At 61.9% G+C, this 25,840-nt stretch carries 30 protein-coding genes and 1 pseudogene; 12 read left to right on the top strand and 19 right to left on the bottom strand.

The window, feature by feature from the left end; translation table 11 throughout:
- Nucleotides 1–7 precede the first annotated feature (7 nt).
- Both AC1D0N_RS12430 and AC1D0N_RS12425 read left to right on the top strand, forming a co-directional pair.
- The gene (locus AC1D0N_RS12430; protein ID WP_477244200.1) at nucleotides 8–1,261 is read left to right on the top strand and encodes a cytochrome P450; all 1,254 of its coding nucleotides are present in this window, start codon (nucleotides 8–10) and stop codon (nucleotides 1,259–1,261) included.
- A 210-nt stretch (nucleotides 1,262–1,471) separates the two neighbouring features.
- Nucleotides 1,472–1,705: pseudogene (locus AC1D0N_RS12425) on the top strand (2-oxo-hepta-3-ene-1,7-dioic acid hydratase); the annotation flags it as partial.
- A gap of 65 nt (nucleotides 1,706–1,770) precedes the next feature.
- On the opposite strand, the gene AC1D0N_RS12420 reads toward AC1D0N_RS12425, so the two are convergent.
- Entirely contained in the window at nucleotides 1,771–2,151 is a 381-nt protein-coding gene (locus AC1D0N_RS12420) for a putative quinol monooxygenase (protein WP_477244199.1), read from the bottom strand.
- A gap of 60 nt (nucleotides 2,152–2,211) precedes the next feature.
- The gene (locus AC1D0N_RS12415) at nucleotides 2,212–3,096 is read right to left on the bottom strand and encodes a LysR substrate-binding domain-containing protein (RefSeq protein WP_477244197.1); all 885 of its coding nucleotides are present in this window, start codon (nucleotides 3,094–3,096) and stop codon (nucleotides 2,212–2,214) included.
- 100 nt (nucleotides 3,097–3,196) lie between these two features.
- Here AC1D0N_RS12415 and AC1D0N_RS12410 point away from each other — a divergent pair, with 100 nt between their 5' ends.
- On the top strand, nucleotides 3,197–4,360 hold the full coding sequence (locus AC1D0N_RS12410; RefSeq protein WP_477244195.1) for a serine hydrolase domain-containing protein: 1,164 nt from the start codon (nucleotides 3,197–3,199) through the stop codon (nucleotides 4,358–4,360).
- Nucleotides 4,361–4,403: 43 nt separating this feature from the next.
- Here AC1D0N_RS12410 and AC1D0N_RS12405 read toward each other — a convergent pair whose 3' ends face one another.
- Nucleotides 4,404–5,309, bottom strand: a complete 906-nt coding sequence (locus AC1D0N_RS12405) for a LysR family transcriptional regulator (protein ID WP_477244193.1) — start codon at nucleotides 5,307–5,309, stop codon at nucleotides 4,404–4,406.
- A gap of 24 nt (nucleotides 5,310–5,333) precedes the next feature.
- Here AC1D0N_RS12405 and AC1D0N_RS12400 point away from each other — a divergent pair, with 24 nt between their 5' ends.
- The 6 genes from AC1D0N_RS12400 (at nucleotide 5,334) to AC1D0N_RS12375 (ending at nucleotide 9,605) form a co-directional block, all read left to right on the top strand.
- Nucleotides 5,334–5,495 carry a hypothetical protein gene (locus AC1D0N_RS12400; protein ID WP_477244191.1) on the top strand — a complete coding sequence of 54 codons (162 nt, stop codon included), beginning with the start codon at nucleotides 5,334–5,336 and terminating at the stop codon, nucleotides 5,493–5,495.
- A gap of 79 nt (nucleotides 5,496–5,574) precedes the next feature.
- Nucleotides 5,575–5,874, top strand: a complete 300-nt coding sequence (locus AC1D0N_RS12395) for a YciI family protein (protein WP_477244189.1) — start codon at nucleotides 5,575–5,577, stop codon at nucleotides 5,872–5,874.
- A gap of 104 nt (nucleotides 5,875–5,978) precedes the next feature.
- Nucleotides 5,979–7,028 (top strand): NAD(P)-dependent alcohol dehydrogenase, encoded by a 1,050-nt coding sequence (locus AC1D0N_RS12390; RefSeq protein ID WP_477244187.1) that lies wholly within the window; start codon nucleotides 5,979–5,981, stop codon nucleotides 7,026–7,028.
- An 11-nt stretch (nucleotides 7,029–7,039) separates the two neighbouring features.
- The gene (locus AC1D0N_RS12385) at nucleotides 7,040–7,729 is read left to right on the top strand and encodes a type 1 glutamine amidotransferase domain-containing protein (RefSeq protein WP_477244185.1); all 690 of its coding nucleotides are present in this window, start codon (nucleotides 7,040–7,042) and stop codon (nucleotides 7,727–7,729) included.
- 85 nt (nucleotides 7,730–7,814) lie between these two features.
- Nucleotides 7,815–8,810 (top strand): amidohydrolase family protein, encoded by a 996-nt coding sequence (locus AC1D0N_RS12380; protein WP_477244183.1) that lies wholly within the window; start codon nucleotides 7,815–7,817, stop codon nucleotides 8,808–8,810.
- Nucleotides 8,811–8,822: 12 nt separating this feature from the next.
- The gene (locus AC1D0N_RS12375; RefSeq protein ID WP_477244181.1) at nucleotides 8,823–9,605 is read left to right on the top strand and encodes an SDR family oxidoreductase; all 783 of its coding nucleotides are present in this window, start codon (nucleotides 8,823–8,825) and stop codon (nucleotides 9,603–9,605) included.
- Between the two features lie 112 nt (nucleotides 9,606–9,717).
- Here the strand turns inward: AC1D0N_RS12375 and AC1D0N_RS12370 are convergent, their stop codons facing one another.
- From AC1D0N_RS12370 to AC1D0N_RS12360, 3 genes are all read right to left on the bottom strand, one after another.
- Nucleotides 9,718–10,803, bottom strand: coding sequence for a DUF930 domain-containing protein (locus AC1D0N_RS12370; RefSeq protein WP_477244179.1), 1,086 nt, complete (start codon nucleotides 10,801–10,803; stop codon nucleotides 9,718–9,720).
- A 72-nt stretch (nucleotides 10,804–10,875) separates the two neighbouring features.
- Nucleotides 10,876–11,859: an aldo/keto reductase gene (locus AC1D0N_RS12365; RefSeq protein ID WP_477244177.1), complete on the bottom strand. Its 984-nt coding sequence runs from the start codon at nucleotides 11,857–11,859 to the stop codon at nucleotides 10,876–10,878.
- Between the two features lie 16 nt (nucleotides 11,860–11,875).
- On the bottom strand, nucleotides 11,876–12,031 hold the full coding sequence (locus AC1D0N_RS12360) for a YjiS-like domain-containing protein (protein ID WP_477244175.1): 156 nt from the start codon (nucleotides 12,029–12,031) through the stop codon (nucleotides 11,876–11,878).
- 235 nt (nucleotides 12,032–12,266) lie between these two features.
- Between AC1D0N_RS12360 and AC1D0N_RS12355 the strand changes: the two genes are divergently transcribed.
- A complete protein-coding gene (locus tag AC1D0N_RS12355; RefSeq protein ID WP_477244173.1) occupies nucleotides 12,267–13,136 on the top strand; it encodes a LysR family transcriptional regulator in 870 nt (289 codons plus the stop codon).
- Between the two features lie 21 nt (nucleotides 13,137–13,157).
- On the opposite strand, the gene AC1D0N_RS12350 is transcribed toward AC1D0N_RS12355, so the two are convergent.
- The 7 genes from AC1D0N_RS12350 to AC1D0N_RS12320 all read right to left on the bottom strand — a co-directional run bounded on the left by AC1D0N_RS12350 (nucleotide 13,158) and on the right by AC1D0N_RS12320 (nucleotide 18,397).
- Nucleotides 13,158–13,280: a hypothetical protein gene (locus AC1D0N_RS12350; protein ID WP_477244171.1), complete on the bottom strand. Its 123-nt coding sequence runs from the start codon at nucleotides 13,278–13,280 to the stop codon at nucleotides 13,158–13,160.
- A 31-nt stretch (nucleotides 13,281–13,311) separates the two neighbouring features.
- The gene (locus AC1D0N_RS12345; RefSeq protein ID WP_477244169.1) at nucleotides 13,312–14,559 is read right to left on the bottom strand and encodes a Zn-dependent hydrolase; all 1,248 of its coding nucleotides are present in this window, start codon (nucleotides 14,557–14,559) and stop codon (nucleotides 13,312–13,314) included.
- Between the two features lie 59 nt (nucleotides 14,560–14,618).
- Nucleotides 14,619–14,975, bottom strand: a complete 357-nt coding sequence (locus AC1D0N_RS12340; protein WP_477244167.1) for a Rid family hydrolase — start codon at nucleotides 14,973–14,975, stop codon at nucleotides 14,619–14,621.
- A gap of 51 nt (nucleotides 14,976–15,026) precedes the next feature.
- Nucleotides 15,027–15,707 carry an amino acid ABC transporter permease gene (locus tag AC1D0N_RS12335; protein ID WP_477244165.1) on the bottom strand — a complete coding sequence of 227 codons (681 nt, stop codon included), beginning with the start codon at nucleotides 15,705–15,707 and terminating at the stop codon, nucleotides 15,027–15,029.
- 55 nt (nucleotides 15,708–15,762) lie between these two features.
- Nucleotides 15,763–16,116 (bottom strand): hypothetical protein, encoded by a 354-nt coding sequence (locus tag AC1D0N_RS12330; RefSeq protein ID WP_477244163.1) that lies wholly within the window; start codon nucleotides 16,114–16,116, stop codon nucleotides 15,763–15,765.
- Nucleotides 16,106–17,227, bottom strand: a complete 1,122-nt coding sequence (locus AC1D0N_RS12325; RefSeq protein ID WP_477244161.1) for an amino acid ABC transporter permease — start codon at nucleotides 17,225–17,227, stop codon at nucleotides 16,106–16,108. The genes AC1D0N_RS12330 and AC1D0N_RS12325 overlap by 11 nt, the downstream gene beginning before the upstream one ends.
- 159 nt (nucleotides 17,228–17,386) lie before the next feature.
- Nucleotides 17,387–18,397, bottom strand: coding sequence for an amino acid ABC transporter substrate-binding protein (locus AC1D0N_RS12320; RefSeq protein ID WP_477244159.1), 1,011 nt, complete (start codon nucleotides 18,395–18,397; stop codon nucleotides 17,387–17,389).
- Between the two features lie 217 nt (nucleotides 18,398–18,614).
- Here AC1D0N_RS12320 and AC1D0N_RS12315 point away from each other — a divergent pair, with 217 nt between their 5' ends.
- The gene (locus AC1D0N_RS12315) at nucleotides 18,615–19,328 is read left to right on the top strand and encodes a GntR family transcriptional regulator (protein WP_477244999.1); all 714 of its coding nucleotides are present in this window, start codon (nucleotides 18,615–18,617) and stop codon (nucleotides 19,326–19,328) included.
- Between the two features lie 76 nt (nucleotides 19,329–19,404).
- On the opposite strand, the gene AC1D0N_RS12310 is transcribed toward AC1D0N_RS12315, so the two are convergent.
- From AC1D0N_RS12310 to AC1D0N_RS12285, 6 genes are all read right to left on the bottom strand, one after another.
- Complete coding sequence (locus AC1D0N_RS12310) at nucleotides 19,405–19,620, bottom strand: MurR/RpiR family transcriptional regulator (RefSeq protein WP_477244157.1); 216 nt, start codon at nucleotides 19,618–19,620, stop codon at nucleotides 19,405–19,407.
- A gap of 99 nt (nucleotides 19,621–19,719) precedes the next feature.
- Nucleotides 19,720–20,742 (bottom strand): Gfo/Idh/MocA family oxidoreductase, encoded by a 1,023-nt coding sequence (locus AC1D0N_RS12305; RefSeq protein ID WP_477244155.1) that lies wholly within the window; start codon nucleotides 20,740–20,742, stop codon nucleotides 19,720–19,722.
- A 28-nt stretch (nucleotides 20,743–20,770) separates the two neighbouring features.
- Nucleotides 20,771–21,517, bottom strand: a complete 747-nt coding sequence (locus tag AC1D0N_RS12300) for a TIM barrel protein (RefSeq protein ID WP_477244997.1) — start codon at nucleotides 21,515–21,517, stop codon at nucleotides 20,771–20,773.
- 74 nt (nucleotides 21,518–21,591) lie between these two features.
- A complete protein-coding gene (locus AC1D0N_RS12295; RefSeq protein WP_477244153.1) occupies nucleotides 21,592–22,392 on the bottom strand; it encodes an ATP-binding cassette domain-containing protein in 801 nt (266 codons plus the stop codon).
- A gap of 2 nt (nucleotides 22,393–22,394) precedes the next feature.
- Nucleotides 22,395–23,513, bottom strand: coding sequence for an ABC transporter permease (locus AC1D0N_RS12290; protein WP_477244151.1), 1,119 nt, complete (start codon nucleotides 23,511–23,513; stop codon nucleotides 22,395–22,397).
- 128 nt (nucleotides 23,514–23,641) lie between these two features.
- Nucleotides 23,642–24,589, bottom strand: a complete 948-nt coding sequence (locus AC1D0N_RS12285) for a sugar ABC transporter substrate-binding protein (RefSeq protein ID WP_477244150.1) — start codon at nucleotides 24,587–24,589, stop codon at nucleotides 23,642–23,644.
- A 207-nt stretch (nucleotides 24,590–24,796) separates the two neighbouring features.
- Between AC1D0N_RS12285 and AC1D0N_RS12280 the strand changes: the two genes are divergently transcribed.
- Nucleotides 24,797–25,789: a LacI family DNA-binding transcriptional regulator gene (locus AC1D0N_RS12280; RefSeq protein ID WP_477244148.1), complete on the top strand. Its 993-nt coding sequence runs from the start codon at nucleotides 24,797–24,799 to the stop codon at nucleotides 25,787–25,789.
- Nucleotides 25,790–25,840: the final 51 nt, after the last annotated feature.

Raw genomic sequence — 25,840 nt, 5'->3', positions numbered from 1 at the left:
CCGCGCCATGACGGTTCCTTTCTTCGATCCCTTCGCGCTCGGCGACGATCCGTTTCGGCATTTTGCCCGCATGCGCGCGGCCGGCGGCATCGCGCGCGGCATGGCGCCCTATCCCGAAATTGCCGGCGCGTATTATGTCTTCAGCCATGAACTGGTGTCGGGCGTGCTGAAGCATCCCGCTCTGCTGCAGGCGCCGCCCGGCACGTACGAGGAGGTCCGCCGCAAGCTTGTCGACCAGGCGCCGATGGCGCTGCTCACCCGGTCTTTGCTGCTCGCCGATCCGCCGCACCATGGTGGACTGCGCCGGCCGGTTGCCGGCTACCTCTCCCGGCCGGCGGTCGAGACGTTGTCGCGGGGCCTGCGCGCGCTCAGCCGCGACCTGGTCGACCAGGCGCTGGATGACGGCAGCATTGACACCGTCGCCGGCCTCGCAGTGCCGGTGTCCTTCTGGCTGCTGCAAGAAATTCTTGGGCTCGAGATCGAGGACCCATGGGCGCTGAAATCACTGACCCGTCGCATGGCCAGCGCCTTCGACCTGCGAAAGGAGCAGCCGGCAGCAGCCAGCGCCGAGGCCTGTGGCGAATGCCAGGCCTTTGTCGAGGAGCGGCTGGCGCGGCAAGCCTTCCGACCGGATGGAATGGTCGCCGGCATGGTGCGGGAAGTGACGGAAGGCCGCTGGTCGCGCGAGGACATGGTGGCCAACGTCGTCTTCCTGCTGTTTGCCGGACAGGAAACCGTCGTCGACGCGCTCGGTAACGCCATAGTGGCGCTGGACCGTTTCCCCGAGCAGCGCGCCCTGCTCGACCGCCGCGCCGTCGACTGGAACACCGCCGCCGCCGAACTGCTGCGTTATGGCGCCTCCATCCACTACGCGGCCACCCGCATCGCGGCGGAAGACATCGACCTCGGCGAAATAAGGATAAAGGCCGGCGAGGGTGTGGTACCGGTGCTCGGCAGCGGCAACCGCGACGATGCCGTCTTCGCGGACGGTGATCGGCTGGACCTCACCCGCCCGGCAGCCTTGTCGATGACCTTCGGCACTGGCCTGCATGTCTGCCTCGGCCAGCATGTCGCCCGCATCGAGATCGCGGCGATGATCGAGGCGCTATTCACCCGCGCCCCCGGCTGGCGGCTCGATGCCGCCAGCGCCAGGCGCCGCCCGTCGCTGACGTTTTACGGCATGAGCGCCGTGCCGCTGATTCTCAATCGCGCTGGCGAAACTGACGCGTCTGCTCGAGGATCGCCGGATCGAGCGACCTGACGATCTCCGCGATCTTCGCCCGCAGGGCGTTCGCGGCGTCAACATCGTCACCTCGGGTGGTCCGGCGGGTCGCGACGGTTTCACCACGACCGCCATATGCAGCGGCAGGGGCTGGGCGGCAGCACGATCAGGTCTCCAGACGATTCCAGTTTCATTCCGCCGCCGTGACACAACACTGAGCTATATCCGTCATTTTGCCGGGAGCGGCAAATCCTGTCGCGCAATGGCGAGGTCGAGGAGACCGGCCTTGGCGCCGGCGTGCTCGATCACCCGGCCAAGGGCATCGTCTGGCTGGCCAACCGGCTGCACCAATACGGCATGCAGATCGCTGCCGGACAGGTGGTGCTGTCAGGCTCGTTCGTGCGCCCGGTCGAAGCGCGCCACGGCGACAGAATCGTTACCGATTTCGGCCCGTATGGAACGATCAGCCTCGCCTTTGCCTGACCAGCGAGCCCGGTGCACCACGGACTGGTTGAGGCACTTCATCCATGCTCGAAATTATCGGATGATCAGCTCACGCCGAGCGCCTTCGCACCAAGCATGAGAGGAGATACTGGGATGAGTTTTAGTGACTCCACCATCTTCTCCGTCGCGGCCTTGTACTTCTTGAAATGGGCGGATTCCAGATGTGAGCGGTAGGCATCCACGTCGCGATAGATCTCAAAAACTCGCACGTGGGAGGGATCTTCTTTTTCAGCCACTGCGTACAACACAAGGACTCCCGGCTCTTCCCTGACAGCTGTTGCAATCTGCTCCTCGACTGCAGCTTTATAGCCCTCGAACTGGGCGGGATCGATTTCGAGCTCCGCCATTTGCACATACAGATCTCGCATTCCCCGCGTTTCGCCCTGACGGGACGGGGGTGGAGCGCCTCGTGTGCCCTTCATCATTCCATTCCTTCCTTGTCTGGCGGCGCTGCATGGCACCGGCGGCTTGTGCAATGAATGGACTTAACCGCAAAACCATTCGATGAATGCTCGAAGTTTTTGCGGCTGATTGCGTGTGGGATAGTACAGCTTGAACTGGACAGGACTCGGCTCGAATCTTGTCAAAAGCTCAACCAGTTCACCTGCTTCGATGGCGGGTATCTCCGTCGCTCTGTAGAGTTGCGCGATACCCAGGCCCGAGCGAACGGCAAAGTCGAAATGGTGATTGTCGTCGAAAACCAGTCGCGGTGGTGGATCGAGACGAAAAACCTGATCGTTGACGTTGAAGGTCAACGGCTCCAATCGCTGGCTCCCCGGAAACCTGTATCGGATAACCTGGTGGCTTCCCAGATCATTAGGATGCTGAGGGGTGCCGGAAGCGTCGAGGTACGAGCGCGAGGCAAGCACTGAGCGGCGAAGAGGCGGACCGATGGACCGAGCGATCATATCCATCTCCAGCGTATCTTGAAAACGGATGCCCGCGTCGAAGCCGCCAGCTACGATATCGGACAATCGATCGTCGGTTGCGAGCTCAATTGTGATGTCCGGATAGTGCCGGACGAAGGCGGCCAGTCGCGGCAAGATACAGACCTGAGCCGCCAGCCGCGACAAGTTGATCCGCAAATTTCCTGCCGGCCGCTTGCCAACCGTCCGAACCCGGTCGAGTGCGTCCGCGATGTCACTGAACGCGCGGTCCGTGTTTTCAAGCAGGAGGCGACCCGCCTCAGTCAGCCGGACACTACGGCTTGTGCGCTCGAAAAGCCGGACTCCGACAAGGGATTCGATCTGCCGAATCTTCTGCGACACTGCAGACGGCGTTATCCCCAACGGGCCGGCGGCGGCGGTGAAGCCATTGGTCGTGGCGACCATGCGAAAGGCCGGCAGCAGCGAGAAAAGATCGGAGTCCATCGTTAAATCCCACTTCAAGGCTCTTGAAGCATGCCCCAACTCGACTTCACGATCAAGCGGGAGCATCTAGCGGTCATCTTTCAAACTTGGAGTTGAGGATATGACCGAAGATTTGGCCCTTAAGGCACGGCCGGACAGCCTGGCAAACGCGATCGATGTTGCGATCGAGGACGCGCTGGCGGAAGGCCGCATCGCTGGTAGCGTCGTGCTCGTCGCCCAAGATGGCAAGATCGTTTACGAGCGGGCAGCGGGCCTTGCTGACCGTGAGACAGGCAGACAGATGCAGGTCGAGACGCCCTTCCGTTTCGCTTCTGTGACGAAAGCCTTCACAACCATGGCCGCGTTGAAATTGATGGAGGCCGGACATTTATCGCCCGAAGACAGGGTGACGAAGTATCTGCCGGGGTTTACGCCTCGTCTCGCAAATGGCTCGATCGCCGACATCAGAATAGGTCAGTTGATGGCGCATACAGCCGGATTGAACTACCGCAACCAGCAGCCTGCCGATGGACCCTATGCCCGCGCCGGGGTGTCGGATGGTCTTGATGAGAGCCGGGGCTCACTCGAAGCAAATCTCGCCCGTATCGCCAGCGTGCCGTTGGATCGCATTCCCGGCGAGGGCTGGCGCTATTCCATTGCGACGGACGTTCTGGGCGGCGTGATTGAGGCCGTTACCGGCACGACCCTTGACGGCGCGATCAGCGCCCTGGTCACCGAGCCGCTACAATTGGGTGCGGCGTTTCATTGGCCGCAAGAGGACATTGCCGTTCCCTACCACGATGGCTCACCGGCGCCCGTGCGGATGACCATCGGTGTCGAGGTGCCGCAGCGCTACATTGAGGGCCCCGGCGTTCGCTTCGATCCGGAGCGCATTCGGGATGCGACCGCCTGGCCGTCGGGCGGCGCGGGCATGGCTGGCCGCGCGCGCGATGTGCTGACCCTGCTTGAAGCCTACCGCACCGGCGCCTTCCTCAGCGAGGATCTGCGAGAAGCGGCGAGGACGCCCAGAGTCGGCGTGGAGGCTCAGGCGATGGGCCCGGGCTGGGGTTTTTCCTGGCTAGGCGCTGCCCTTATCGACCCCGCGTCCACCGGTAGCAACTGGAGCGAAGGATCGGTTTCCTGGGGCGGAACATATGGCAATTTGTGGGGTATCGATTTCGCAAGGAGGAGAAGCGTCATCTCGATGACGAACACCGCCTATGAGGGAATGTCGGGCAGGTTCGCGCAGAGCATCGCGGCGGCGACCTCGATGCCGCTCTTGTAACTCTGCCTCAGAGCGTGATCGGACAGACGGCAAAGCTACGGCCTCAAGCCTCCACGCGTTTCGGCAACTCGGAGACGAGGGCATCGATTGCCAGTCGTGACCGCAGCGGCAAATATTGAGTGGCCGGCCAGACAGCGTAGCACTCCATCGATGCGCTTGGACGATTGGCCCACAATGCAACGAGAGAGCCGGCGAGCAACTCATCGCGGATGAGCCAGTGGGGAACCCAGGCCAGACCCATACCGTCGACGGCGGCGTTAGCGATGGCCTCGAGGTCATCGAACCGAAGCCGCGACGTGACCGAGACTTCGATGAGTTTGCCGCTAGCGTCTGGGAGTTGCCAGGCTTGTCCGTGATCGGCGCGCCAATAGAGCAACGTGTCATGGGCCGCCAGATCCGCAATTTCATCGGGAGCACCCTTGGCGGCCAGATATCCGGGAGCGGCACAGAGGACCTTGCGTTGGCTGGTGATCCGCCGTGCTTGCAATCCAGCGCCGCTGCCCAAGACACCATTGCGAACCGCGAGGTCCACCCCATCGGCGATCAGATCGACCTGCCTGTCGCTAAAGCTCAGATCGAGTTCGAGCTGAGGGTGCTCGCGGGCGAAAGCGAGAAGAACAGGCGCTACGCAGTAGCGGCCAAACAGCACTGGCATGGAAACGCGCAGCCTTCCCACGACGTCGCGTCTTCCCGATTCGAGAAGGGACTCGCCAGCCCGCAGTTCCTCCATCGCACGCAAGCACCGCTCGTAATATTGCTGGCCGTCCTCTGTCAGATTTTGCGTGCGGGTCGTCCGGTGAAAAAGGCGAACACCGAGCCGTTCTTCCAGCCGTGCGATGGACTTTCCCACAGCAGAGCGAGTGAGGGCAAGCCGTTCGGCAGCCTTGGCAAACCCACCGGCTTCAACCACCTCAACGAATACCGGCACGCCGTCAAATCGATTGCGCATCTAGCGACTGCTCCCAGGAAGGGTATGAACATTGTAGAATGGCGGGAACCAAAAACGGGAAGAATTGTCGCCACCGCCAACGCTCATTCTACGCTAAGAACAAAAACACGCCAACGATTTTGGACGGTCGCGGTCATGCACCGCATTGTTGCGGCCGGCAACAGCGATCTGGAGCTGGCAGCCTAGATGGGTCGGCGCGTTGCCCAGACCGTGCGCCGACTTCAGCCCGCTTGATCCGCATTTTCCCCAACCCAGGAGCCTCACCATGAAACTGCTTTGCCTCGACGTCCCCCAGCCCGGCGCCACCATGGAACGGTATCAACCGCATATGGCGGATGAAGTCCGCCACACCTGGCAGGCCTACAAGAGCGGTATCGTGCGCGACATCTATTTCCGCCAGGACCGTCCGGGCGTGGCCATCATCGCCGAATGCGACACGATCGAAGCCGCCAAGGAGGCTCTGCGCGATTTCCCGCTGGCCAAGGCCGGGCTCATTGACTGGGATGTTATCCCGCTTGGCCCTTTCCTCAATTGGGAAGCACTGTTCGCATTCGGAAACGCCTGAGATTTCGCGAAATCACGGAGCGCTTCGCGCCCGCCGCGTTCGGCGGGCGCAGCAGGTTTCGTCACGCGCTTCAACAGCGCCTGGATCGACAAGGAATACGGACAATGAATGTGCTGGGCTATTCCGCACCATCGGCCACCGGGGCTCTTGAGCCTTTCGCCTTCGAGCGGCGCGCCGCGCGGCCCGACGATGTCGTGATCGACATCCTCTATTGCGGGGTCTGCCATACGGACCTGCATATGGCCCGCAATCACTTTGGCTTCACGGCCTATCCCATTGTTCCCGGCCACGAGATCATCGGAAGGGTTCGACAGGTCGGCGAGAAAGTCAGGCGCTTCAAGGCGGGTGACATGGTCGGCGTCGGCTGCATGGTCGACTCATGCCAGCACTGCCAGCCCTGCCTCAAGGGATGGGAGCAGGATTGCGCCGAAGGCGCGACCTTTACCTATGCCAGCACCGACAGGCACGATGGCAGCCCGACCTATGGCGGCTATTCCGACATGGTCGTGGTGACGGAGAAGTTTGTTCTCGCTCTGCCCGATGGACTGGATCCGGCCGGGGCCGCGCCGCTCCTATGCGCCGGCATTACCATCTGGTCGCCGCTCCACCGCTGGAATGTCCGTGAGGGTAGCAAGGTCGCCGTGATCGGTCTTGGCGGCCTCGGCCACATGGCGCTGAAGCTCGCCAAGGCGCTCGGCGCCGACGTCACGCTGTTCACCCGGTCAACCGGCAAGGATGAGGACGCCTTCCGGCTCGGAGCCGATCATGTGGTGCTGTCGAGCGATCCGGCCCAGATGGCGGCTGTCGCCGCACGCTTCGACGTGATCATCGACACGGTGCCCTACGATCACGACGTCAACCCGTACATGCCGACGCTTGCGCTGGAAGGCGTGCTTGTCCTGATTGGCTATATGGGGCCGCTTGGCACGCCGGTAAACGCCGGCGGCGTTGTGCGCGGCCGTAGGGCGATCTCGGGATCGTTCATCGGCGGCATCGCCGAGACCCAGCAGATGCTCGATTTCTGCGGTCAGCACGGCATCGTCTCGGATGTCGAGATCATTCCGATCCAACACATCAATGAAGCCTATGAGCGCATGTTGAAGAGCGACGTGAAGTATCGCTTCGTCATCGACATTGCCTCACTCAAATCATGAGAACCAGAACAATGCCAGACAACATCAAGCCCATTCTTTGCGTCGTCACCAGCCACCCGGTCCGCGGCGACAGCGGCGAGCCGACAGGCTTTGCCATGGTCGAGCTCACGCATCCGCTTGCGGTGTTCCGCGAGGCCGGCATCCCGGCCGAGATCGCCTCGATCCGCGGCGGACACCCGCCGATCGACTTCTTCGACCTCAAGGATCCGGTCAACGACCGCTTCTGGCACGACCGGGAATTCCGTGACGCGCTCGCCCACTCGCTGATCCTCGGCGAGCTCGATCCGTCACGCTATTCGGCGGTTTTCTTCGCCGGCGGCCATGGCACGATGTGGGACTTTGCCGACAACGCGGTCGTGCAGAAGATCATCCGCGAGATCTGGGAGGCCGGCGGCATCGTCTCGGCGGTCTGCCATGGCCCGGCAGCGCTGGTGAACGCGACGCTCTCGGACGGCAGCTATCTGGTTGCCGGCAAGAAGGTCGCCGCCTTTACCGACGAGGAGGAAGCCGAGGTCAAGTACACGAAGGTCGTGCCTTATCTGCTCGCGACCACTCTCAAGGAGCGGGGTGCGCTGCACCAGCCGGCGCCGAACTGGGCGGAGAAAATTGTGGTCGACGGTCGCCTGATCACCGGCCAGAACCCGGCATCCGCGCACGGCGTCGGCCAGGCAGTCGTCGATCAGCTGACCGCAACGTCCTGAGTGACAATACCGGGCCATTGATCCTGGGCGCGGCGAATAGCTGTCGATCAGAGGCACCGGAGTGCTGCAGGAGTAAGGAGCAGAAATGAAGATCATTGCGATCGAAGAGCATGTGCTTCCCGAGGAGGTGCAACATGCGTGGAACACCATTGCCGGCGCCGATGACGGAACACTCGGGATGAATCCCGGGATCCTCGGCAATCGCCTCGCTGATCTTGGCGAGCAGCGCCTGGCGCTGATGGACGAAACAGGTGTCGACGTGCAGGTCCTCTCCCTGACGACGCCAGGCCTCAACAACCTTGGGAAACATGCCGTCGATCTGGCCCGCCGGGTCAACGATCTCCTGGCGGAAACCGTGGCCTCGAAGCCATCCCGCTTCCAGGCATTGGCGGTGCTGCCATCCGCTAGCCCTGACGCAGCCGCGCGGGAACTCGAGCGCTGTGTCCTCGAGCTCGGCTGCAAGGGCGCCATTCTCTACGGCCGCGTCGGCGAGAAAAATCTGGACCATGCGATCTTCGAACCGACATTCTCCCGCGCTTCGGAGCTGGGCGTCCCGATCCTGATTCATCCCCAGATTCAGCAGACGAGCGTTCGCGACGCCTACTATGCGGGGTTCGGCGCACCGATCGATCTTGCCCTGTCGACCTTTGGTCTTGGATGGCACTACGAGGCGGGCATCCAGTTCGTCCGCGTCGTCCTTGCCGGGGTGTTCGACCGCCATCCCAACCTTCAGATGATCCTTGGCCACTGGGGCGAAATGGTAATCTTCTATCTCGAGCGGCTCGCAATGCTCGATCGGGTGTCGGGGTTGCCGCGGCCCTTTGTCGATTATGTCCGCAACAATCTCTATCTGACCGCCAGCGGCATGTTCAGTCCGGCCTATCTGCAGCAGGCCATCACCGCCGTCGGCCCCGACCGCATCCTGTTTTCGACGGACTATCCCTACCAGTATCGCCCGGGAGGCGACGCGAGGAGATTCGTGGAAGACCTGACGCTCGGCAGCGCCGACAAGGCCAAGTTCGCGCATGAAAACTGGGAGCATTTGACCAGGAGGGCCGGCGCGGGACTCGACGTCCGCTGATAGGCCTAAATCATGGTCGGCGCACCTCCTCATTCATTAGAAGGACCCACGACATTGAAGCTCACACAAAACACAATTCTCATCACCGGCGGCGCAACCGGCATCGGTTTTGCGCTCGCACACCGCCTTTCCGAAAAAGGCAATCGGGTCATCATCTGCGGCCGGAATGAAGCCGCTCTTCTGAGAGCGAAAGCAGAAGCGCCGGCGCTGGTCACACGCATCTGCGATGTCGCCGATACCGAAAGCCGCAGATGGATGGTCGATTGGCTGAAGGCGAACCATCCGACCCTCAACGTTGTCGTCAACAACGCCGGCGTTCAGCATCGGCGCGACTTCAACAATGATCCGGAGATCGCCACTCTCGATCAGGAAGTGGCGATCAACTTCACAGCGCCGATCCATCTGATCGCCGAGCTGCTGCCCACTCTCAGGCAGCAGGAGCACGCCCATATCATCAACGTCAGCTCGGGGCTGGCCTTCTCGCCAATGGCGGATGTTCCCGTCTATTGCGCCACCAAGGCCGCGATTCACTCCTTCACGCTCAGCCTGCGCCATCAGTTGAAATCGACAGGTATCCGTGTGGTGGAGATGGCCCCACCGATTGTCGATACCGGTCTTGGTGGCAACACGCGCAGTGGAGGGACAGCCAACCGTCTGATGGTCAGTCCGGAAGAATTCGCCACGGAAGCGCTTGCGCAGCTCGAAGCGGGCAAGGACGAGGTGCTTGTCGGTATCTCCGCCCAAACGCGCCAGCTGGGTGAAACCTTGTTCGAGCGGATGAACAGCCGCTCCTGAGCCAGTGCGATAGACAAGCGCCTTTGTTCGCCAGCTGCCCCGCCGGAAACACCTGCTTGCATGAAAACGAGGAAGTAGATCATTGCAGACGATCCTGTTCCGCCGGAGTCTGCTAGCGCAGATCAGGTAGTCCAAGGCGGGTCTGTTCGTCAGGCGGGATGGCAGCTCCCACGCGGAGGTTTAGAGACAAGACCTTTGTCGCATCGGTGTCGATCTCGCACCGGAAGCTCAGCCCGTACCATCTTCCTTGTGCATGGAAAGTGGCGTTCGGGACGTCGAAGACATTGCCTGTCTTCACCGGAATGCGTGGCACCAGATCGGGAAAATAAGAGGCATCCAGCAGTTGCTGCTGCATCGCGCTGGCGCAAAGGTTGTCAACCCGCTGATCACGCGTCATGCCATCCATCGCGGTCGTAGCGAACGCACTGCCGGTCGCGCCCTTCGAGTAGAGCTTGCGGACACCCGGAAGACCCGAATACGCCCGGGCGGCGACCACATTCGTGGAGCCTGGCGTCCTGGCGTTAGCTTTTACAGGCTTCGAGACCTTTACAGATTTCGGCACATTTTCGGGTCTGGCCTGCGGCGCTTGAGCCGACGTGGGAAGCTCGATCTCGCCGTCGCCGCCGGCAGCAGTCAACGGCGTGGCCGGCGCGGCGGCGTCCTGCGTAGGTTCGATGTCCTTCGCCGCGGCTGCCGGCTTCTGGTCAACCTTGGCTGACTCCCCGGAGTCTGGCGACGCGGCCGCTTTTGTCTCTGCATCCTTCGGCACGACAGGCGGCTTCGAATCGTCATCCTTGGCCGGCGGCGGCGCGTTGTCTTGAGCGCTGGCCCCATCCAGGGATTTCCTGGGGCCGGTGTCCTTGTCGCCGAACTGAAAAACCGGCTTCAGAACGTCGATTCTCGACGGGTTTTCCGGCGCAGGCGGCTTTTCAGCCTTTTGCTCGGGCGGTTTTTCAACTTTCGGTTCCGGCGGCTTTTCGGCCTCGGGTTTCTTTGGAGACGGCGTCGGAACAGGTTTCGGTTTTGGCTGATCCGGTGGAGGCACGAGTTCGACATTGACCGCTTGCTCGTCCTGCGGCTTCTGGGGAGTACTAGGCAGGCCGTAGACCAGGAACGCGGTGACGAGCGCATGCAGGATCAGCGATGCGGGCAAGGCCCACAGCAAAGTCCGACGCCGCTCAACTGTCTCGTCCTTCATCCCTCACGATGTGGCGTGAAAGTGCGGCGGCATCAAGCATGGCCACCGGATTGGCGCAATTTAGCCGCCGCTTCAGGCGGTCTCGGCACCATTCAGCACACCGTCGATCTCGGCCATCACCGCTGCCGGCAGCGGCCCTTTTTCCAGCGCACCGAGATTATCCTCGACCTGCTCGGGCCGCGTGAAGCCGGGAACCGGCAAGGCGATCGCCGACCTGGCGAGGATCCAGCCGAGCGCGCCCTGCGCAAGCGTGCGTCCGCCCGAGGTGAGCAGGTCGCGGATTGCCGCTAGCCTTGACAGATAGTGCGGGTTGGCGGCGCCTTCCCTGAAGAACACCATCCATTCGGCATTCCCGCCGCGCACGTCATCGGCAGGCAGCTTCATGGCCGGCGTGTATTTGCCGGTGAGCAGTCCCATTGCCAGCGGCAGCCGGCTGAACGAGATGAGGTTCGCGCGCGCCGCAACGGCCATCAGTTCGTTCGCCGGGGTAAACACGTTGAAGTCGTTCTCTACGGCGACGAAACCCTCGCGCTGCGCGTAGGTGGCAAGCCGTTCGTGGTGATCGGTGCTCCAGCCGAAGCCGCCGATCTTGCCCTCCTGACGCAACAGGCCGAGCGTATCGAACACCTCACCGGCGCGCTCGATCGGATATTCGTTGATATGCAGCAGCGCGACGTCGATACGATCGCGCTGCAGGCGCTGCCGCGAATTGTCGATCGATGTGCGGATCGCCGCGGCGGAGGCATCCTCGGGAGCTATCTTGCGCGTTTCGGGATCGCCGAAATAGCCGACCTTGGTGACGATGACGGCGTCGTCCCTGCCCTTCAACGCCCGCCCGAGGATCAGCTCGGCATTGCCGGCGCCATAGGCGGCTGCCGTGTCGAACACCCGCGCGCCGATGTCATAGGCCATCGCCAACGCGGCTTGCGACCTGCTGTCGTCGACCTCGCCATAGATGGTCGCCGTGTCGCTCCAGCGCGCGGCGCCACCCGCCGCCCAGGTGCCGATCCCGATGCGCGGCACCGAGCGGCCATCCCAAAGCTTCATCATCTGCATGCCCGCCTCCATTGTTTCAACGAAGCCGGCTGGCGTGGCGGGCTCGCGCGCGGATCTCTTCGCGAGAAATGCCGGCATCCGCCAGCGTGCTGTCCGGAGCCTGCCGCAGGCTTGCAAGCGTCTGGCGATAGACAAGCCAGCGGGCGAAACGGTGTCGAAGGTCGTACAGCATGATCGTCTCCTTTGGCGCGCACAATGCCCACGCGCCTGGGTTGCTTGAAAACGCAAAACATCTGCGAAAAGCGCTTGCGTGATCGAAAGGATTGCGCTGGCTTGCTGGCCAGTCGAGGCGCTTGTCACTGTCCCGCCAGGCAGGATTGTCCAATGCCTCCAATGCCTGCATACTTGCGTGTGATGCCCGCTTCGCGCTACAGCCATGGTCGCAAGGAGTTTTTCATTTCTGCAAAATGGATATCGGTTGGGACGATCTGAGGTTGTTTCTCGACGTTGCGCGGCTGGGTGGCTTGAGCGCGGCGACGGCAACCACGCGCCTCAGCGCAGCCACGCTTGGACGACGCGTCACCGCGCTCGAAAAGCAGATCGGCGAACCGCTGTTCGTGCGCCAGCAGACCGGCTACCGGCTGACTCCGGTCGGGGAAGAACTGCTGCGGCGCGCCGAAGACGTCGAGGCAGCCATGCAGTCGCTGACCCGCTGGCGCGAAGGAACCCTGCCCGACCGCATTGTCCGCGTCTCATGCGGGCCATGGACCTCGGCCTTCATTTCTTCCCATATCGGCGAGATCTGGACGGTCGATGACGGCATAAGGGTGGAGTTCCTCACCACCACCGACCGGGTCGACATCGGTCGCCGTGCCGCCGACATCGGCATCCGCAGCGAGCGCCCGACCGAGCAGTGGCTGGCCGGCCGTCAGAGCGGCAAGGTCGCCCACGCCCTTTATTCCGGGCGCCATTTGATAAACGGCATCGCCGCCGGCTTGTTCGTCGGCGTCACCGGCGAAGGGGCAAACATTGCCTCGGCGCGCTGGCTGCAAGCCCATCACGGCGACCGCATCGCCGTGCGCGGCAATAACACCCATTCGGCGCGCGAACTGGTGGCCGCCGGCGCCGGTCTTTCGGTCTTTCCGTGCTTCGTCGGCGACAGCGATCCGCGGCTGGTGCGCGTCGCTCAGCCCATCCCCGAACTCGAAACCGACCAATGGATCGTCACCCATCACGAGGAACGTCACGCCCCAGCGGTGCGAAAGGTCGCCAACCGGATTGCCGGCTTGATGCGGGCGCACCAGCCGCTGTTTCGCGGCGAGACGCCGATCCCGTAAGCCCCAGGCGTCGATCGGCCATCAGCTGAGCCGCATGCTGGCACTGCCGTCGCGCGCTGCATCCATGAAGGCGTCAGGCGTCACGCCTAAGGACTTGAAGAGATCGTCGAGCAGCATCAACCGGCCCTTGGCCGTACGGGCCATAGAGGCAAATCATGTCAGTGCCTTGGCTTGGTCAAGCCCGATCGGCGTCCGCCACAACGCCGTGGAGCAGCACGTTGAGACCGGGCGCGATCTCATCCCTGGTCGTGAACTCCGCATTGTTGTGGGTAATGCCGTCCTTGCACGGCGTGAAGATCATGGTGGTCGGACAAATGCGCGCCATGAAATAGGCATCGTGGCCGGCCTGGCTCGGCAGGTCGCGATGGCTGTAGCCCAACTCTTGCGCTTTCCGCCGCACCAGATCGACCAGTACCGGCGCGAATATCCTGCCTCCCCACTCCCAAGTGTCGAGGATCTTTGCCTCGCACGCCGCACGACTGGCCGCCTCGGTCACTGCAGCGTGCATGCGCTCGGCCATCGCTCTGGCAATGTTTGGATCGTCATGGCGCACGTCGCAGACAGCCTGCGACCAGTCGGAGAGAATGCCCGGCTTGTTGGGCCAGGCGACCAGTCTTGCCGCCGTCGCCTTGCCGCCTGTTCCCGCGTGTTCCCAACCGATGTCATCCACGGCTACGAGCAGTCGGGCGGCCGCCAACAAAGCGTTGTGCCGCTTGTCCATTGGGGTCGGGCCGGTATGTGCCGTCTGGCCGCGAAACTCCACCAGCGCGCCATGTGACGCGTAGCCATGGGTGACGACCCCAACCTGTACCTTCTCGGCATCGAGCACCGGACCCTGCTCGATGTGCAATTCGAAATAGCTGTCGATCGGTCGGCCACCGACAGGTGCGTCGCCGAGGTAGCCGATGCGCCTCAATTCCTCGCCAAAGGTAGGGCCGTCGTCCGCAGGTCGGGCGTGCACCCAGTCGAGCGCGTACGCGCCGGCGAAACATCCAGAAGCGACCATCGGTGGGGAAAACCGCGCACCCTCCTCGTTCGTCCAGTTGACGATCTCGATCGGCCGTTTGGTGACATGGCCGGCATCGTTCAGGCTGCGCACAAGTTCCAGTCCGGCAAGCACGCCGGCGATGCCGTCGAAACGGCCGCCATTGGCCTGGGTGTCGAGATGGCTGCCGATCAGTACCGGAGCAAGGCTGTTATCGACACCGGCCCGCCGCGCAAAAATGCTGCCTGTCGCATCCACCGTGACGGCGAGCCCCGCCTCCCGGCACCAGTCAACGAAGAGATCGCGCATCGTCTTGTCGGCATCACCAAGCGCCAGGCGCGACAGACCGCCTTCACGACCGATGCCGATCTGCGCCGATGCTTCGATCGTCGACCAGAAGCGGTCCGCGTTCATGCGGAGTGAGGCGGGGAAAGCCATGGAGAACCTCCTGTGCATATCCGAGTGGAAAGGATCGCGAATGGTTGCAGCGCCAGGCGCTAGTCGCCGACCGACGCGACCATCTCGATTTCGATGTCAAAGCGGAACGGCCAAGGCTTGACCGCAACAAAGGAGCGGACAGGCGGGTCGTTCTGAAAGTACCCGCGATAGACGCCGTTCACCGCTTCCATCTGATCGGGATCGGTGACGAAAATCGTCGTCTTGACGACCCGCTCCAGACACGAGCCCGCTGCGTCCAGAGCAAGCTTCATGATCCGAAACACCGCGTGGGTCTGTTCGGCAACCGTCCCCTCCACGATCTCGCCGGTGACCGGATCGATCGGCGGAATCCCGCATGAATAGAGCATCGAGCCCGACCGGATCAGCAAAGAGGTCGGGGTGCCGAGGCGACGCAAAGCCGCTGAAACGAGTGGTATTTCAATGATTTCTTTCACGGCCCTGCCCTGTCAGTGGGAGACGCGAGAAGCGCGTTCTCGTTGGATGGCTTCGATGTAGAACTGGATGAAAAGACAAATGACGAGGTAGGTCAGGCCAACGAACAGATAGAGCTCCTTGTAGAACCCTTGCCAATCGCCGTCATAAAGGCTGGCCCTTGCCGAGCCGAGCAGGTCGAAAAGACCGATGATGACCAGAAGCGAACTGTTCTTGACGAAAGCGATCGAGATATTGGCAATCGGCTGCAGCGATGCCGAGATCACCTGCGGCAGGATAACCAGTGCATTCGTCTGCCAATAGCCCAGGCCGAGGCTCTGCGCTGCCTCACGCTGACCGGACGGCAGTGCCTGCAGCGCTCCGCGAAGCGCTGCAGCGAAATAGGCAGCAGTGAACAGGGTCAAGCCGGCGCCAGCCCGGAACAGCTTGTCGAACACCATGTCCTTCGGCAGCAGGAGCGGCACCACCGCAAATGTCATGAACACCACGGTGATCGCCGGAATGCCGCGCATGACGTCGACATAGAACCGGCAAGGCGAAGCAATCAGCGGAGCGCGCGAATTTGCGCCCAGCGCCAGCAGCACGCCCAGCGGGAACGCACTGGCAAGACCGACGATCGAAATGCCGAGCGTGATCGGCAGCCCGCCCCATCGCGCCCGGTCCACCGTCTCGAGGCCGAGGACGCCACCGTTCATGAGAACGAAGCCCAGGACCGCCGCCACAATCCACAAAGCGATCACGACGGCGTAGCTACGCTCGGTGAACAGCCCATAGCCTGCTATTCCAAACACCATTGCGACGAAGAGTATTGGACGCCACAGCAACTCGGGGGGGGTAGGCGCCGAAGATAATCAGATTGAACTTTTCGACGATGAACGCCCAGCAGGCGCCGCCATTGCTCCGGCACAGCTCCGCGTTACCGAAAAAAGTGGCGTCGACCAGCAGCCAGTTCATCACACGCGGTCCGTAGATAGCGACACCAACCAGGAACAGCAGCGTAATCGCGATCCGTACCGGCGTACCCAGATAGGCCCTTCTCAGGCGTTCACCCCGTCCTGACGTTGGAGGGCCAGGTCGATTCAATACGGCCGAGCTAGCGGTCATGGCGGCGCTCCCAAAACATGAAAAGTCTTGTGATGGCGAAGTTGAAACTGACGTAGACCACCATGTAGATCGCGATCAGTTCGATCGCCTGGCCTGTCTGGTTCATTGCCGTGTTGCCCGCCGAGACCAGTTCGGGATAGCCGACCGCAACGCCAAGCGAACTGTTCTTGACAAGATTGAGCAGTTCGCTGACCACGGCCGGCAGGGCAATGCGCACAGCCTGGGGGATGACGATCAGCATCAGTACGAGATGCGGTCGGAGCCCGAGCGAGCCGCCGGCCTCGATCTGTCCCTTGGGAATTGCCAGGACCGCGCCGCGGATGGCTTCGGCTATATAGCTTCCTGTGTACACGGAAAGTCCAGTGAACAGCGTCAGGAACTCGGGCGATATCTGACCGCCGCCCTTTATCGAGAAAGCCCCGGCGATCGGAAATTCCGCCTGGAACCATCCGGAAAAGAAGCTGACAAGCGCGACCCCAATCGCCGCCGTCATCGACAGGATCGGCAGGAACCACGCTACCCCAAGATTGTCCTTCTTCAACTGCAGGAACAGGCTGCCAGCCAGACCACACAGGATCAAGGCGACGATCAGCCATCCGAAGGCGGAGGGCCACGGGAAATTGATGCCCCGGTTGCTGATGAACAACCCCGGAAGCGGCTCGAGCGCGGTGCGCGGACCAGGCATGCTGATGGTGAAGACGCCGAACCAGAAAAACAGCTGCAACAAAAGCGGCGTGTTGCGAATGGTGGCGACGTAGAACTTGCCGATGCCGCGCGCCAGGTCATGACGCGAGAGTTGCGCCGTCGCAGCCAGCAGGCCGATCAGAACGGCTGCGATGATGGCGCAGAAAGCGACTTTCAGCGTGTTGGAGAAACCGGCCAGCAAGGCGCGGGCATAGCTGTCGTTGCCGCTGTAGGGAATGAGGCTTTCGCTGAGGTCGTAGCCCGCCCGCGACCACAGGAACCCGAATCCGCTGGCTATTCCTTGCGCCTCCAGACGCGCATGGACGATCCAGGCAGCAAACCACAGGACCATGCCGGCGCCGACAAGCATGGCCAATTGGCCGACGATGTGTTGCGGCTTTCGGCCGGCTGGAAAGAATCGCGTCATGCCATTGCCTTCCCTGAATTGCACGGTCGAACCGCTGTGAAATTGTCTGCGCGATCGCTGGTTTTCGCGATGCGACCGCGCAGTCTCGACATCTAGTCTTGTACTCGCTTAAAGGGCCGGGCATGCAGACAATCGCTGACGCGCCCGGAGTTGGCCGCATTAGAACAGTGGCGAATACAGAAGTCCGCCCTTGGACCAAAGTGCGTTCTGGCCGCGCTGCATCTTCAGCGGCGCATTGGCACCGACATTGCGGTCGAAAATCTCGCCGTAATTGCCGACGGCGGAAATCACGTTGACGACCCAATCTTCGGCGAGACCGAGATTCTGACCAACCCCTGGCGTAACCCCGAGCAAATTCTTGATGTCCTCGCTGTCGCTCTTCAGCATTTCCTTGACGTTCGCCTTGTCGATGCCGAGCTCCTCGGCGGTGAAGGTGGCGAAGACGGTCCATTTCACGACATCGGCGAACTTCTTGTCGTCGCCGCGCACCACAGGACCAAGCGGCGATTTCGCGATGATCTCGGGCAGCACGACGTAGTCGTCGGGCTTTTCGGAAGTCAGCCGTATCACCGACAGCTGTGACACGTCGCTGGTGATCACGTCGCAGCGATTGGCGAAGAATGCCGAGAAAAACTCCGTACCGCTCTCGATGACCACGGGCTTGAAGCTGATCTTCAGGCTGGAGAAGAAATTGCGCACGACATATTCGCTGGTCGTGCCCTGCTGGATGCAGACAGTGGCGCCATCGAGTTCCGATGCCTTGGACACGCCAAGGCTCTTGCGAATGAGAAGACCTTGGCCGTCGAAAAAGTCGATGACCGGAAACTGCAGCCCAAGCGTCGTGTCGCGCTTCAAAGTCCATGTGCTGTTTCTGGACAGCACGTCGACTTCGCCATTCTGAAGGGCGGTGAAGCGCGCCTGGTCCGATAGCGGGACGAATTTCACTTTCGGCGTTCCCAGGATTGCCGAGGCGAAGGCACGGCAGAAATCGGCGTCGAACCCTTGCCACTGTCCGCTGCTGTCTGGCGCGCCGAACCCGACGAGACCGGTGTGGACGCCGCACACGAGTTCGCCACGGTCACGGATTGTGGCCAGGGTGTCCGCCCCGGCGGGTGCGGCAAGGCCCAGAGAGACGAATGCCGCGGCGATTGCAATTTTCATGGTTTTCATTTTGTTCCCCATCGTATACTTTCTACGATTGTCGTACTAGCGTGACCGAGGCGGCCATGTCAACCCCTTCCGCAGCGGAAATGACCGAACGCAGCCGGATGACGCTGCCATCCAGCTTTCGAGAAACGAGACTTCATCGAGAATCTCCTGTATTTCGAGCGCGATGGCCTGTTCTCGTGGATCGGATGCAGCGCCGGGGAGGATTGAGAGCTTGACGGTGAAATTGACTATTCCGGAGGGCGAGATCCCGTCGCCGGTAAAATACATCGCCGACAGGATCGTCGTCGGTCGTGTTACCGCGCCTCAGCTTGCCGCAACCGTCCTGCGCGAGGCGATCGTCACCGGCGCTTTGCCCGGAGGAAGCTCGCTGCGACAAGACATAATCGCCGGTGAACTCAACACCAGCAAAGTACCCGTGCGTGAAGCACTGCGCGAACTCGAGGCGCAGGGACTGGTCGAATTCATGCCCAATCACGGCTTCGTCGTGAAGTCGACATCCTATCATGAAATGCTTGAGTGCTTTGAATTGCGCACCGTGCTCGAACCGCTGGCGGTTCGGCATTCAGTGCCGCTTGCGACCGCAAGGCATCTCGATCGCGTCGAGGCGATTATCGACGAGTTCGAGGGCGTGCGCGACCTGATGCTGATCAGCCAGTGGAACCTGCGGCTCCACCTTGCCTTCTACGCGCCGGCGGGTATGACCCATCTGGAGAACATGATCACCCGCGCCCACACCATCTCACAGCGCTATACGCACATCTACATGCGCCTGAGCGGCGCTCCCATCGCGACGCAGGACGAGCACCGCGCCATACTGGCGGCCTACCGGGCAAAGGATGTTGCCCTTGCCGAGGATCTGATGGTCAAGCACATAGCGATCGCCTCGAGCGAATTCGCGGACTATCTGAAAGACCATTTCAGCGACAACTGAGTTCTCGAGCACGGCGCGGAACTCGCTCATCGTCCTGACGTCGTCGGCGGTGGGTGAAAACACATAAGTATCGCTTCTAGCTCAAACGACGCCGAAGCTCCGTCTGGAAAATACCGCGCGCCTGGGCAAAGTTGCGGAACCCGATATGGGTGACGAAGCGGATCACGGTGGAGGTGGATACGCCGATGTGCTTGGCGATCTGGGGGGCACTTTCGAAGGCCATAAGCTCCGGTTGGGCGAGCACCTTCCTCGCAACGCTTTCAACGCTGTGAGGAAAGGTTACCTGCCGCATTGCGATCGCTCGCCTCAGTTCCTCAAGACTCAGAGGCGGAGTGTCCAAAACGCGAAGATGTCTTGGCATTCGCTTCACTCCCTCCCACTAGCTGTCCCGTCAGACATCTGAAAGTTGGACTGTCCGTCGCTCCGAGACCGATTTGATGCTGGCGAGCGCGATGGCGAGCGCGTTGCGGGCGTCCTTGCCGGTTGGGCCGGTAACGGTGCCGGTCCGCGTGGCTTCGACGAAGGAGGCGAGCTGCGCCGTGTAGCCGTGCACGAAGTGGTCGGTGTCGCGCCGCCAGGTATCGTTCGAGACGCCATTCTTGTCGTACAGCGTCATGGAGGAGCGACGCACATCGCCCATCGTCACCATGCCGCCCGAGCCGAAGACCTCGCCGCGGATGTCGTAGCCGTACATGGCGCAAAAATTCGCTTCCGCGACGGCGATCGAACCGTTGTCGAAGCGGATGGTAACGACGGCGGTGTCGTGAAAGCCCTGGCCGGCGAAATCCGGGCGCACCAGCGCGTCGGCAATGGCGGTGACTTCGATCGGCTTTGCCGCCGGGTTGAGCCACAAAAGCGTGTCGAAGTCGTGGATCAGTGTTTCGTAGAAGATCGTCCACAACGGCGTCTTGGCCGGATCACCGCCGTACGGTCCGGGATCTCGCGTCAGCGAGCGCAGCAGCTGGACCGAGCCGACCTTGCCGGCGTCGATGGCGGCGCGGCCCTCGTGAAAGGCCTGGTCCCACCGCCGGTTGAAGCCGACCTGGAGCGGCACTTTCGCAGCCGCAGTAGCAGCGATCGCCTGGTCCGCATCTTCGAGCGTCAGTGCCATCGGCTTTTCGCAGAACACCGCCTTTCCGGCCTTCGCCGCCTCGACGACGACGCTGGCATGGAGGCGCGCCGGTGTCGCGATGACGACGCCTTCAATCTCGGGATTGGCGAGAAGTTCCGAAACGCTCGTATAGGCGTTTGGCGCACCGAGTTTGGCGGCCAGCTTCTCGGCGGCGCCGGGGGCCGGGTCGGCAATGGCGACGAGATCGGCGTCGACGAGGCGACGGGCGATACTTTCGGCATGGAAAGATCCAATGCGCCCGGCACCGATGAGGCCGATGTTCACGGGACGATGGCTGGGCATGCAATACTCCTGAAGTTTGTTTGTCTGGCTAGATTGAGAAGGCGTTGCGGAAGCGCGAGAGCGCCAGTTCGTCGTCGCCCGACGGCCAGGCCTCCATTCCGATCGTTCCGCGATAACCCATATCGTTCAGTGCACGGGCGATCGCCGGATAATTGATCTCGCCGGTCCCAGGCTCCTTGCGGCCGGGAACGTCGGCAACCTGGATCTCGCCGATATGGGGCAACGCCTGACGGCACAGCTCGATGAGATTCCCCTCCCCGATCTGCGCGTGGTAGAGGTCGAGATTGAGCTTCAGCGACGGCCTGTTGACGGCGGCCACCAGCGCAATCGTGTCGGCCGCCTTGGCGAACGGCGTCTTCGGGTGGTCGACGGCTTCGTTGAGGTTTTCGAGGACGAAAGTGACGCCCTCCGCTTCTCCGAGATCGGCGATCCGCCTGAGCGTGTCGGCGGCCTTCAACCACATGGCCCCGGAAACAAATTCGGACTTAACGATGGGCAAGCCTTGCCCGTCGAGCCCGGTGCCGTGCAGATTGAGACGCGGGCAGTTCAGCTCCCTGGCAACGGGGATCGAGAGCCGCGCCGTGCGCAGAAGCTCGTCCGCGCCGGCATCGTCCGCAAGCGTGCCCGTCACATAGCCGGTCATCGAGGAGAAAAGGGCCCCGGACTTCGCGATCGCGGCGATATCGTGCTTCGTCCAGTCCCAGATCTCAGCCTGAAAGCCGAGCTCGGTAATGCGCTTCAGACGCTCGAGCACCGGCAGCGAGCGAAACACCATCTCGGCGCAGACTGCGAGCGTGAATGGCGATGATGTGGTTGTCGTGGTCAAGGTCGATTCCTGATTTTTCGGGGTCAGACTGTGCCGCCGAGTTCGCCGGCGAGCACCTGCAGTTCCTTGCCGCCGGCCATGAGGTTCTGCAGTTCCTCGATGGAGACCGCGCCCTTGTCGAAAGTGCCCAGCGTCTTGCCGCGGTTGAGAACGGTGAAGCGATCGCCGACCGCGAAGGCGTGGCGCACGTTGTGGGTGATGAAAATCACGCCCAGGCCCTTTTGCTGCACCTGATGGATATACTTCAGCACCATCGAGGTCTGGGCGACGCCGAGCGCCGATGTCGGCTCGTCGAGGATCAGGATCTTGGCGCCGAAATAGACCGCTCGTGCGATTGCCACGCATTGCCGCTCGCCGCCCGAAAGCGTACCCACCGCCTGGCTCGGGTCACGAACATCGATGCCGATCTTGTGCATCTCCTCGCGGGTCACCTGGTCGCAATGACGGAAATCGATGTGGCGGAACGGCGCAAAGCCCCTGAGCGGCTCGCGACCCATGAAGAAATTGCGCGTTATCGACATTAGCGGGATCATCGCCAGGTCCTGGTAGACGGTCGCGATACCGGCATCGAGCGCGTCACGCGGGCTGGTGAAAGCGACCGGTTTGCCATCGACCAGGAAATCGCCGCTGGACGGGCGGACCACGCCCGAAAGGGTCTTGATCAGGGTGGATTTTCCGGCGCCGTTGTCGCCAAGCAGGCACAGGACTTCGCCTTGCGACACCTTCATCGAGACGCCCGAAAGTGCGATGATGGAACCGTAGTGTTTTACGATGTCCCGGACTTCGATGACCGGAGGGGCAGTTTCAACTTTGCTCTCAACCATGATCAACGCTCCCCTGTCACCTTGCGGCGGATGAAACTGTTGAAGAGGACGGCCAGCAGCAGCATCGAGCCGAGGAACACCTGGAACCAGTCCGAGTCGAACTTGGTGTAGGTCAGGCCGATGGAAACAAGGCCGAAGATGATCGCGCCGAAGAAGGCGCCGATCGCCGAGCCGTAGCCGCCCGTCAGCAGGCATCCGCCAATCACGGCGGCGATGATTGCCTCGAACTCCTTCTGGAAGCCGCGGCGCGCGTCGGTCGAGCCGGCATCGAGCACGGTGATGATCGCGACGAGCGCTGCGGCGCATGCCGTCAGGACGAAAAGCCCGGTCTTCACCCGATCGACCGGCACACCGGAGTTTCGCGCCGCATTGGGATCGCCACCGGCCGCGAAGATCCAGTTGCCGACACGGGTACGCAAAAGCACCCATGTGGCGACACCGGCAACGACGATGAACCAGACGACGGACACCGGAACGCCGGTTACTTTCGGCACGCCATTGTCGAATTTTTCGATCAGACCGTGTGCAGCGAGCCAGCTGAACAGATCCTGAAAGGCAACTCCGGAGAACAGGCGCCTCAGAGGCCCGTCGCCAACGAGGTCATTTATCCCGCGAAGCTGTGTCGAGCCGCCGGTCGCCCATTTGAGACCAACGAGGGTCAAGCCGCGCAGAATGAAGAGGAATGCAAGCGTCACGATGAACGACGGCAGTCGGGTTCTGATGACGATCTGCCCATTGACCGCGCCCATGGCGCCGGCCAGCAGCATCGTGAAGATGATGGCCATCCAGGCGGGCTGACCGAAATTGGTCAATGCAGCACCAAAGATCAGACCTGAGAAAGCCACCATCGAACCGATCGACAGGTCGAACTCGCCACCGATCATAAGCAAGGCGGCGGCGACGGCGAGAATTCCCAATTGCGACGCAGGAGCCAGGATCGTCATCGCGCCTGAAAGCGAAAACATCGAGCGATCCGCGGTGAAAAAGAAAAAGATCACCACCAGGACGAGACCGGCAACGGCACCGAGCTCGGGGCGACGCATCAGCTGTGTGAGAATTCCCACCTGCCTGAGCCGCTCGTCGGATTTTGCCGCATCCGCGGCTTTCTGTTCCGGAGTCATGATACCTCCCAATGGATTGCAGTTGCCGAAGCACCGCGGGCAACCCTCGTCGCCCGCTTCGCCAGCCGAAGGCCCTCCCCGAAACCGGGGAGGGATTGTCGACGATCACGTGTTTCAGCAGTGGTGCATCAGCGGATGCCCTGAGCCGAGAGTTCGACGACCTGCGCCGCCTTGTCCTTGGTGATCAGGTTCGGACCGGAGGGCACATTGCCGCCGGGGATCAGACCGTACTTCGCATAGTTTGCGAGGAAGACCACGGGCAGATAGCCCTGGAGGAACTGTTGCTGATCGATGGCAAAGGCAGCATCGCCGGCCGCGACAGCCTTCAGGAAGTCTGCCGAAAGGTCGAAGGTCGCGACCTTGACCTTGCCGGTCATGCCGGCATCGGCAACAGCGGCCAGGGACGGCTCGCCGGCTGTGCTGGCACCGAGTGCCATGATGGTGTCGACTTCAGCATTGGCGCTGAGCGCGGCCTTCACCTTTGCCCGGACGTCAGCCGGATCGTTGGAAACCGGCAACACCGTGGCACTGCCTGCAAAACCATCGGAGAAGCCCTTGCAGCGCAGGTCGAGCGCTACGTTGCCGACTTCCTGATTGACGCAGATTGCGACCTTGCCGCCCAATTCCTTCAGCTTTTCGCCGGCTGCCTTGCCGGCACTGTATTCGTCCTGACCGACATGCAGGAGCGCACCCAGCGACTTCGAAACGTCGGAGCCCGAGTTGATCGAGATGACCGGAATGCCGGCGGCAACAGCCTTCTGGATCGACGGCCCCAAGGCCGAAGAATCCGGGATCGAGACGATCAGACCGTCCGGCTTCTGGTTGACCGCCGCATCGATGAGCTGGCTCATGGCCACCATGTCGAAGGTTTCCGGTGCGCGATAGTCGATATGGACGGCTGCATCCTTGGCGCCTGCCGCCATGCCGTTCTTGACCACGGACCAGAAAGGATCGTTGGCCTGGCCGTGGGTCACGGCGATGATGGAAATGTCCTTGGCAGAGGCGACACTCGAAGCGGCACCAAGCGCGCCCGCGAATGCCACACCAAGCATGATGTTGCGAAGAAACGACTTCATTTCAGAACTCCTCCCAAAAGAATGCCCCGCGCCTCCTGGCACGAGCACGATTGTTGCGCCCCACACGGCGCGCCTGCTACCGGGTGCAAACTTTCTTGCTACCGGTAGCAAACTGCATGGCTTATAAATTGTCCTGTCGAAAAATCAACTGTTCATTTCGAGTTATGAGAATATGGAATATACATTCCGAAAGCAGGAGACTCGGACATGAAGCGGGCGACGGCTCAGAATGTGGCAGCGGAAGCCGGCGTATCCAAATGGACGGTGATACGGGCCTTCACGCAGGGCGCGTCGATTACGGAAGCGAGCAAGGCAAAGGTGCTGGCCGCCGCCGAGAAACTCAACTACCGGCCTAACCTTCTGGCACGCAGTCTCGCCACCAACCTGACGCATCAGGTCGCGGTTCTCGTCGACGACTTCGAGAACCCCCACAAGCTGCCCTTCCTGGCAAAGCTGACCTTGGGGCTGCAGGCGGAAGGGCTGCTGGCGGTCCTGATCAACATCAACGACCACTACAATCACATCCACGCAATCCTCAACGCCGATCAGCGCCAGGTCGATGCGATCGTTCTGTTCGGCACCGCTTTTCGTGACGAGACCTTGAACGATCGGAAACTCGGGCCCGACGGCGCCCCGCTTTTCGTCGTGGCCAGGGACTGCCAGATCGAGGGCGTGCCGGCGATCACTTGCGATACCGATATCGCCATGGACGAAATCGGCCGTCACCTTCTGGCGCGAGGGTACCGGCGACCGGGTTTCATGGCGGGGCGGAGAACCTTGTCGACAGCACTCGGGCGGCGGCGCAAATTCAAGGAATTCTGGCGCCGGGAGCGCGATGTCGAGCTGATGGAAATCGCGGCCGAACGCTACAGCGTCGATGCTGGCGCGGACGCGGCGCGTGCCTATCTCGAGAGGACTCTGCCAGAAGAACGCATCGATGTGCTGATGTGCGAGAACGATGCGCTGGCATTCGGCGCCATGGACGTGATCCGCAGCGAGTACGCGTTGCGAATACCGCAGGACATTGCCGTCGTCGGTTTCGACAACACCGCGTTTTCAGGATCCCCGACCTACGATCTCACGACTTATGAGCAGCCGGAGTCCGAAATGGTTGACGTCATGATCGCCATGCTTCTCGGCCACCGGGAGAAAGTAACAACCTATTTGCCGGGCCGGCTGATCGTGCGGACGTCCAGCTGACTGGAGCCGTATCAGCTGGCATTCCCGGCCTCAGGGAAGGATAGAGTCCCC

The organism is Mesorhizobium sp. P2_E10, assembly GCF_056404235.1.
The sequence above is the reverse complement of the archived record's forward strand: the minus strand, read 5'-3'. Positions and strand labels throughout refer to the sequence as shown.

Excerpts from the sequence above, each read along its gene's own strand:
- AC1D0N_RS12385 (WP_477244185.1), top strand. The coding sequence starts at position 7,040 with ATGCCAGACAACATCAAGCCCATTCTTTGCGTCGTCACCAGCCACCCG.
- AC1D0N_RS12410 (WP_477244195.1), top strand. The coding sequence starts at position 3,197 with ATGACCGAAGATTTGGCCCTTAAGGCACGGCCGGACAGCCTGGCAAAC.
- AC1D0N_RS12395 (WP_477244189.1), top strand. The coding sequence starts at position 5,575 with ATGAAACTGCTTTGCCTCGACGTCCCCCAGCCCGGCGCCACCATGGAA.
- AC1D0N_RS12280 (WP_477244148.1), top strand. The coding sequence starts at position 24,797 with ATGAAGCGGGCGACGGCTCAGAATGTGGCAGCGGAAGCCGGCGTATCC.
- AC1D0N_RS12335 (WP_477244165.1), bottom strand. The coding sequence starts at position 15,707 with ATGAACGGTGGCGTCCTCGGCCTCGAGACGGTGGACCGGGCGCGATGG.
- AC1D0N_RS12415 (WP_477244197.1), bottom strand. The coding sequence starts at position 3,096 with ATGGACTCCGATCTTTTCTCGCTGCTGCCGGCCTTTCGCATGGTCGCC.
- AC1D0N_RS12430 (WP_477244200.1), top strand. The coding sequence starts at position 8 with ATGACGGTTCCTTTCTTCGATCCCTTCGCGCTCGGCGACGATCCGTTT.
- AC1D0N_RS12350 (WP_477244171.1), bottom strand. The coding sequence starts at position 13,280 with ATGGCCCGTACGGCCAAGGGCCGGTTGATGCTGCTCGACGATCTCTTC.
- AC1D0N_RS12400 (WP_477244191.1), top strand. The coding sequence starts at position 5,334 with ATGAACATTGTAGAATGGCGGGAACCAAAAACGGGAAGAATTGTCGCC.
- AC1D0N_RS12320 (WP_477244159.1), bottom strand. The coding sequence starts at position 18,397 with ATGAAAACCATGAAAATTGCAATCGCCGCGGCATTCGTCTCTCTGGGC.
- AC1D0N_RS12300 (WP_477244997.1), bottom strand. The coding sequence starts at position 21,517 with ATGGTGTTTCGCTCGCTGCCGGTGCTCGAGCGTCTGAAGCGCATTACC.
- AC1D0N_RS12355 (WP_477244173.1), top strand. The coding sequence starts at position 12,267 with ATGGATATCGGTTGGGACGATCTGAGGTTGTTTCTCGACGTTGCGCGG.
- AC1D0N_RS12380 (WP_477244183.1), top strand. The coding sequence starts at position 7,815 with ATGAAGATCATTGCGATCGAAGAGCATGTGCTTCCCGAGGAGGTGCAA.
- AC1D0N_RS12345 (WP_477244169.1), bottom strand. The coding sequence starts at position 14,559 with ATGGCTTTCCCCGCCTCACTCCGCATGAACGCGGACCGCTTCTGGTCG.
- AC1D0N_RS12405 (WP_477244193.1), bottom strand. The coding sequence starts at position 5,309 with ATGCGCAATCGATTTGACGGCGTGCCGGTATTCGTTGAGGTGGTTGAA.
- AC1D0N_RS12360 (WP_477244175.1), bottom strand. The coding sequence starts at position 12,031 with ATGCTGTACGACCTTCGACACCGTTTCGCCCGCTGGCTTGTCTATCGC.
- AC1D0N_RS12365 (WP_477244177.1), bottom strand. The coding sequence starts at position 11,859 with ATGCAGATGATGAAGCTTTGGGATGGCCGCTCGGTGCCGCGCATCGGG.
- AC1D0N_RS12285 (WP_477244150.1), bottom strand. The coding sequence starts at position 24,589 with ATGAAGTCGTTTCTTCGCAACATCATGCTTGGTGTGGCATTCGCGGGC.
- AC1D0N_RS12310 (WP_477244157.1), bottom strand. The coding sequence starts at position 19,620 with ATGCGGCAGGTAACCTTTCCTCACAGCGTTGAAAGCGTTGCGAGGAAG.
- AC1D0N_RS12375 (WP_477244181.1), top strand. The coding sequence starts at position 8,823 with ATGGTCGGCGCACCTCCTCATTCATTAGAAGGACCCACGACATTGAAG.
- AC1D0N_RS12290 (WP_477244151.1), bottom strand. The coding sequence starts at position 23,513 with ATGACTCCGGAACAGAAAGCCGCGGATGCGGCAAAATCCGACGAGCGG.
- AC1D0N_RS12305 (WP_477244155.1), bottom strand. The coding sequence starts at position 20,742 with ATGCCCAGCCATCGTCCCGTGAACATCGGCCTCATCGGTGCCGGGCGC.
- AC1D0N_RS12330 (WP_477244163.1), bottom strand. The coding sequence starts at position 16,116 with ATGACCGCTAGCTCGGCCGTATTGAATCGACCTGGCCCTCCAACGTCA.
- AC1D0N_RS12420 (WP_477244199.1), bottom strand. The coding sequence starts at position 2,151 with ATGATGAAGGGCACACGAGGCGCTCCACCCCCGTCCCGTCAGGGCGAA.
- AC1D0N_RS12325 (WP_477244161.1), bottom strand. The coding sequence starts at position 17,227 with ATGACGCGATTCTTTCCAGCCGGCCGAAAGCCGCAACACATCGTCGGC.
- AC1D0N_RS12390 (WP_477244187.1), top strand. The coding sequence starts at position 5,979 with ATGAATGTGCTGGGCTATTCCGCACCATCGGCCACCGGGGCTCTTGAG.
- AC1D0N_RS12370 (WP_477244179.1), bottom strand. The coding sequence starts at position 10,803 with ATGAAGGACGAGACAGTTGAGCGGCGTCGGACTTTGCTGTGGGCCTTG.
- AC1D0N_RS12295 (WP_477244153.1), bottom strand. The coding sequence starts at position 22,392 with ATGGTTGAGAGCAAAGTTGAAACTGCCCCTCCGGTCATCGAAGTCCGG.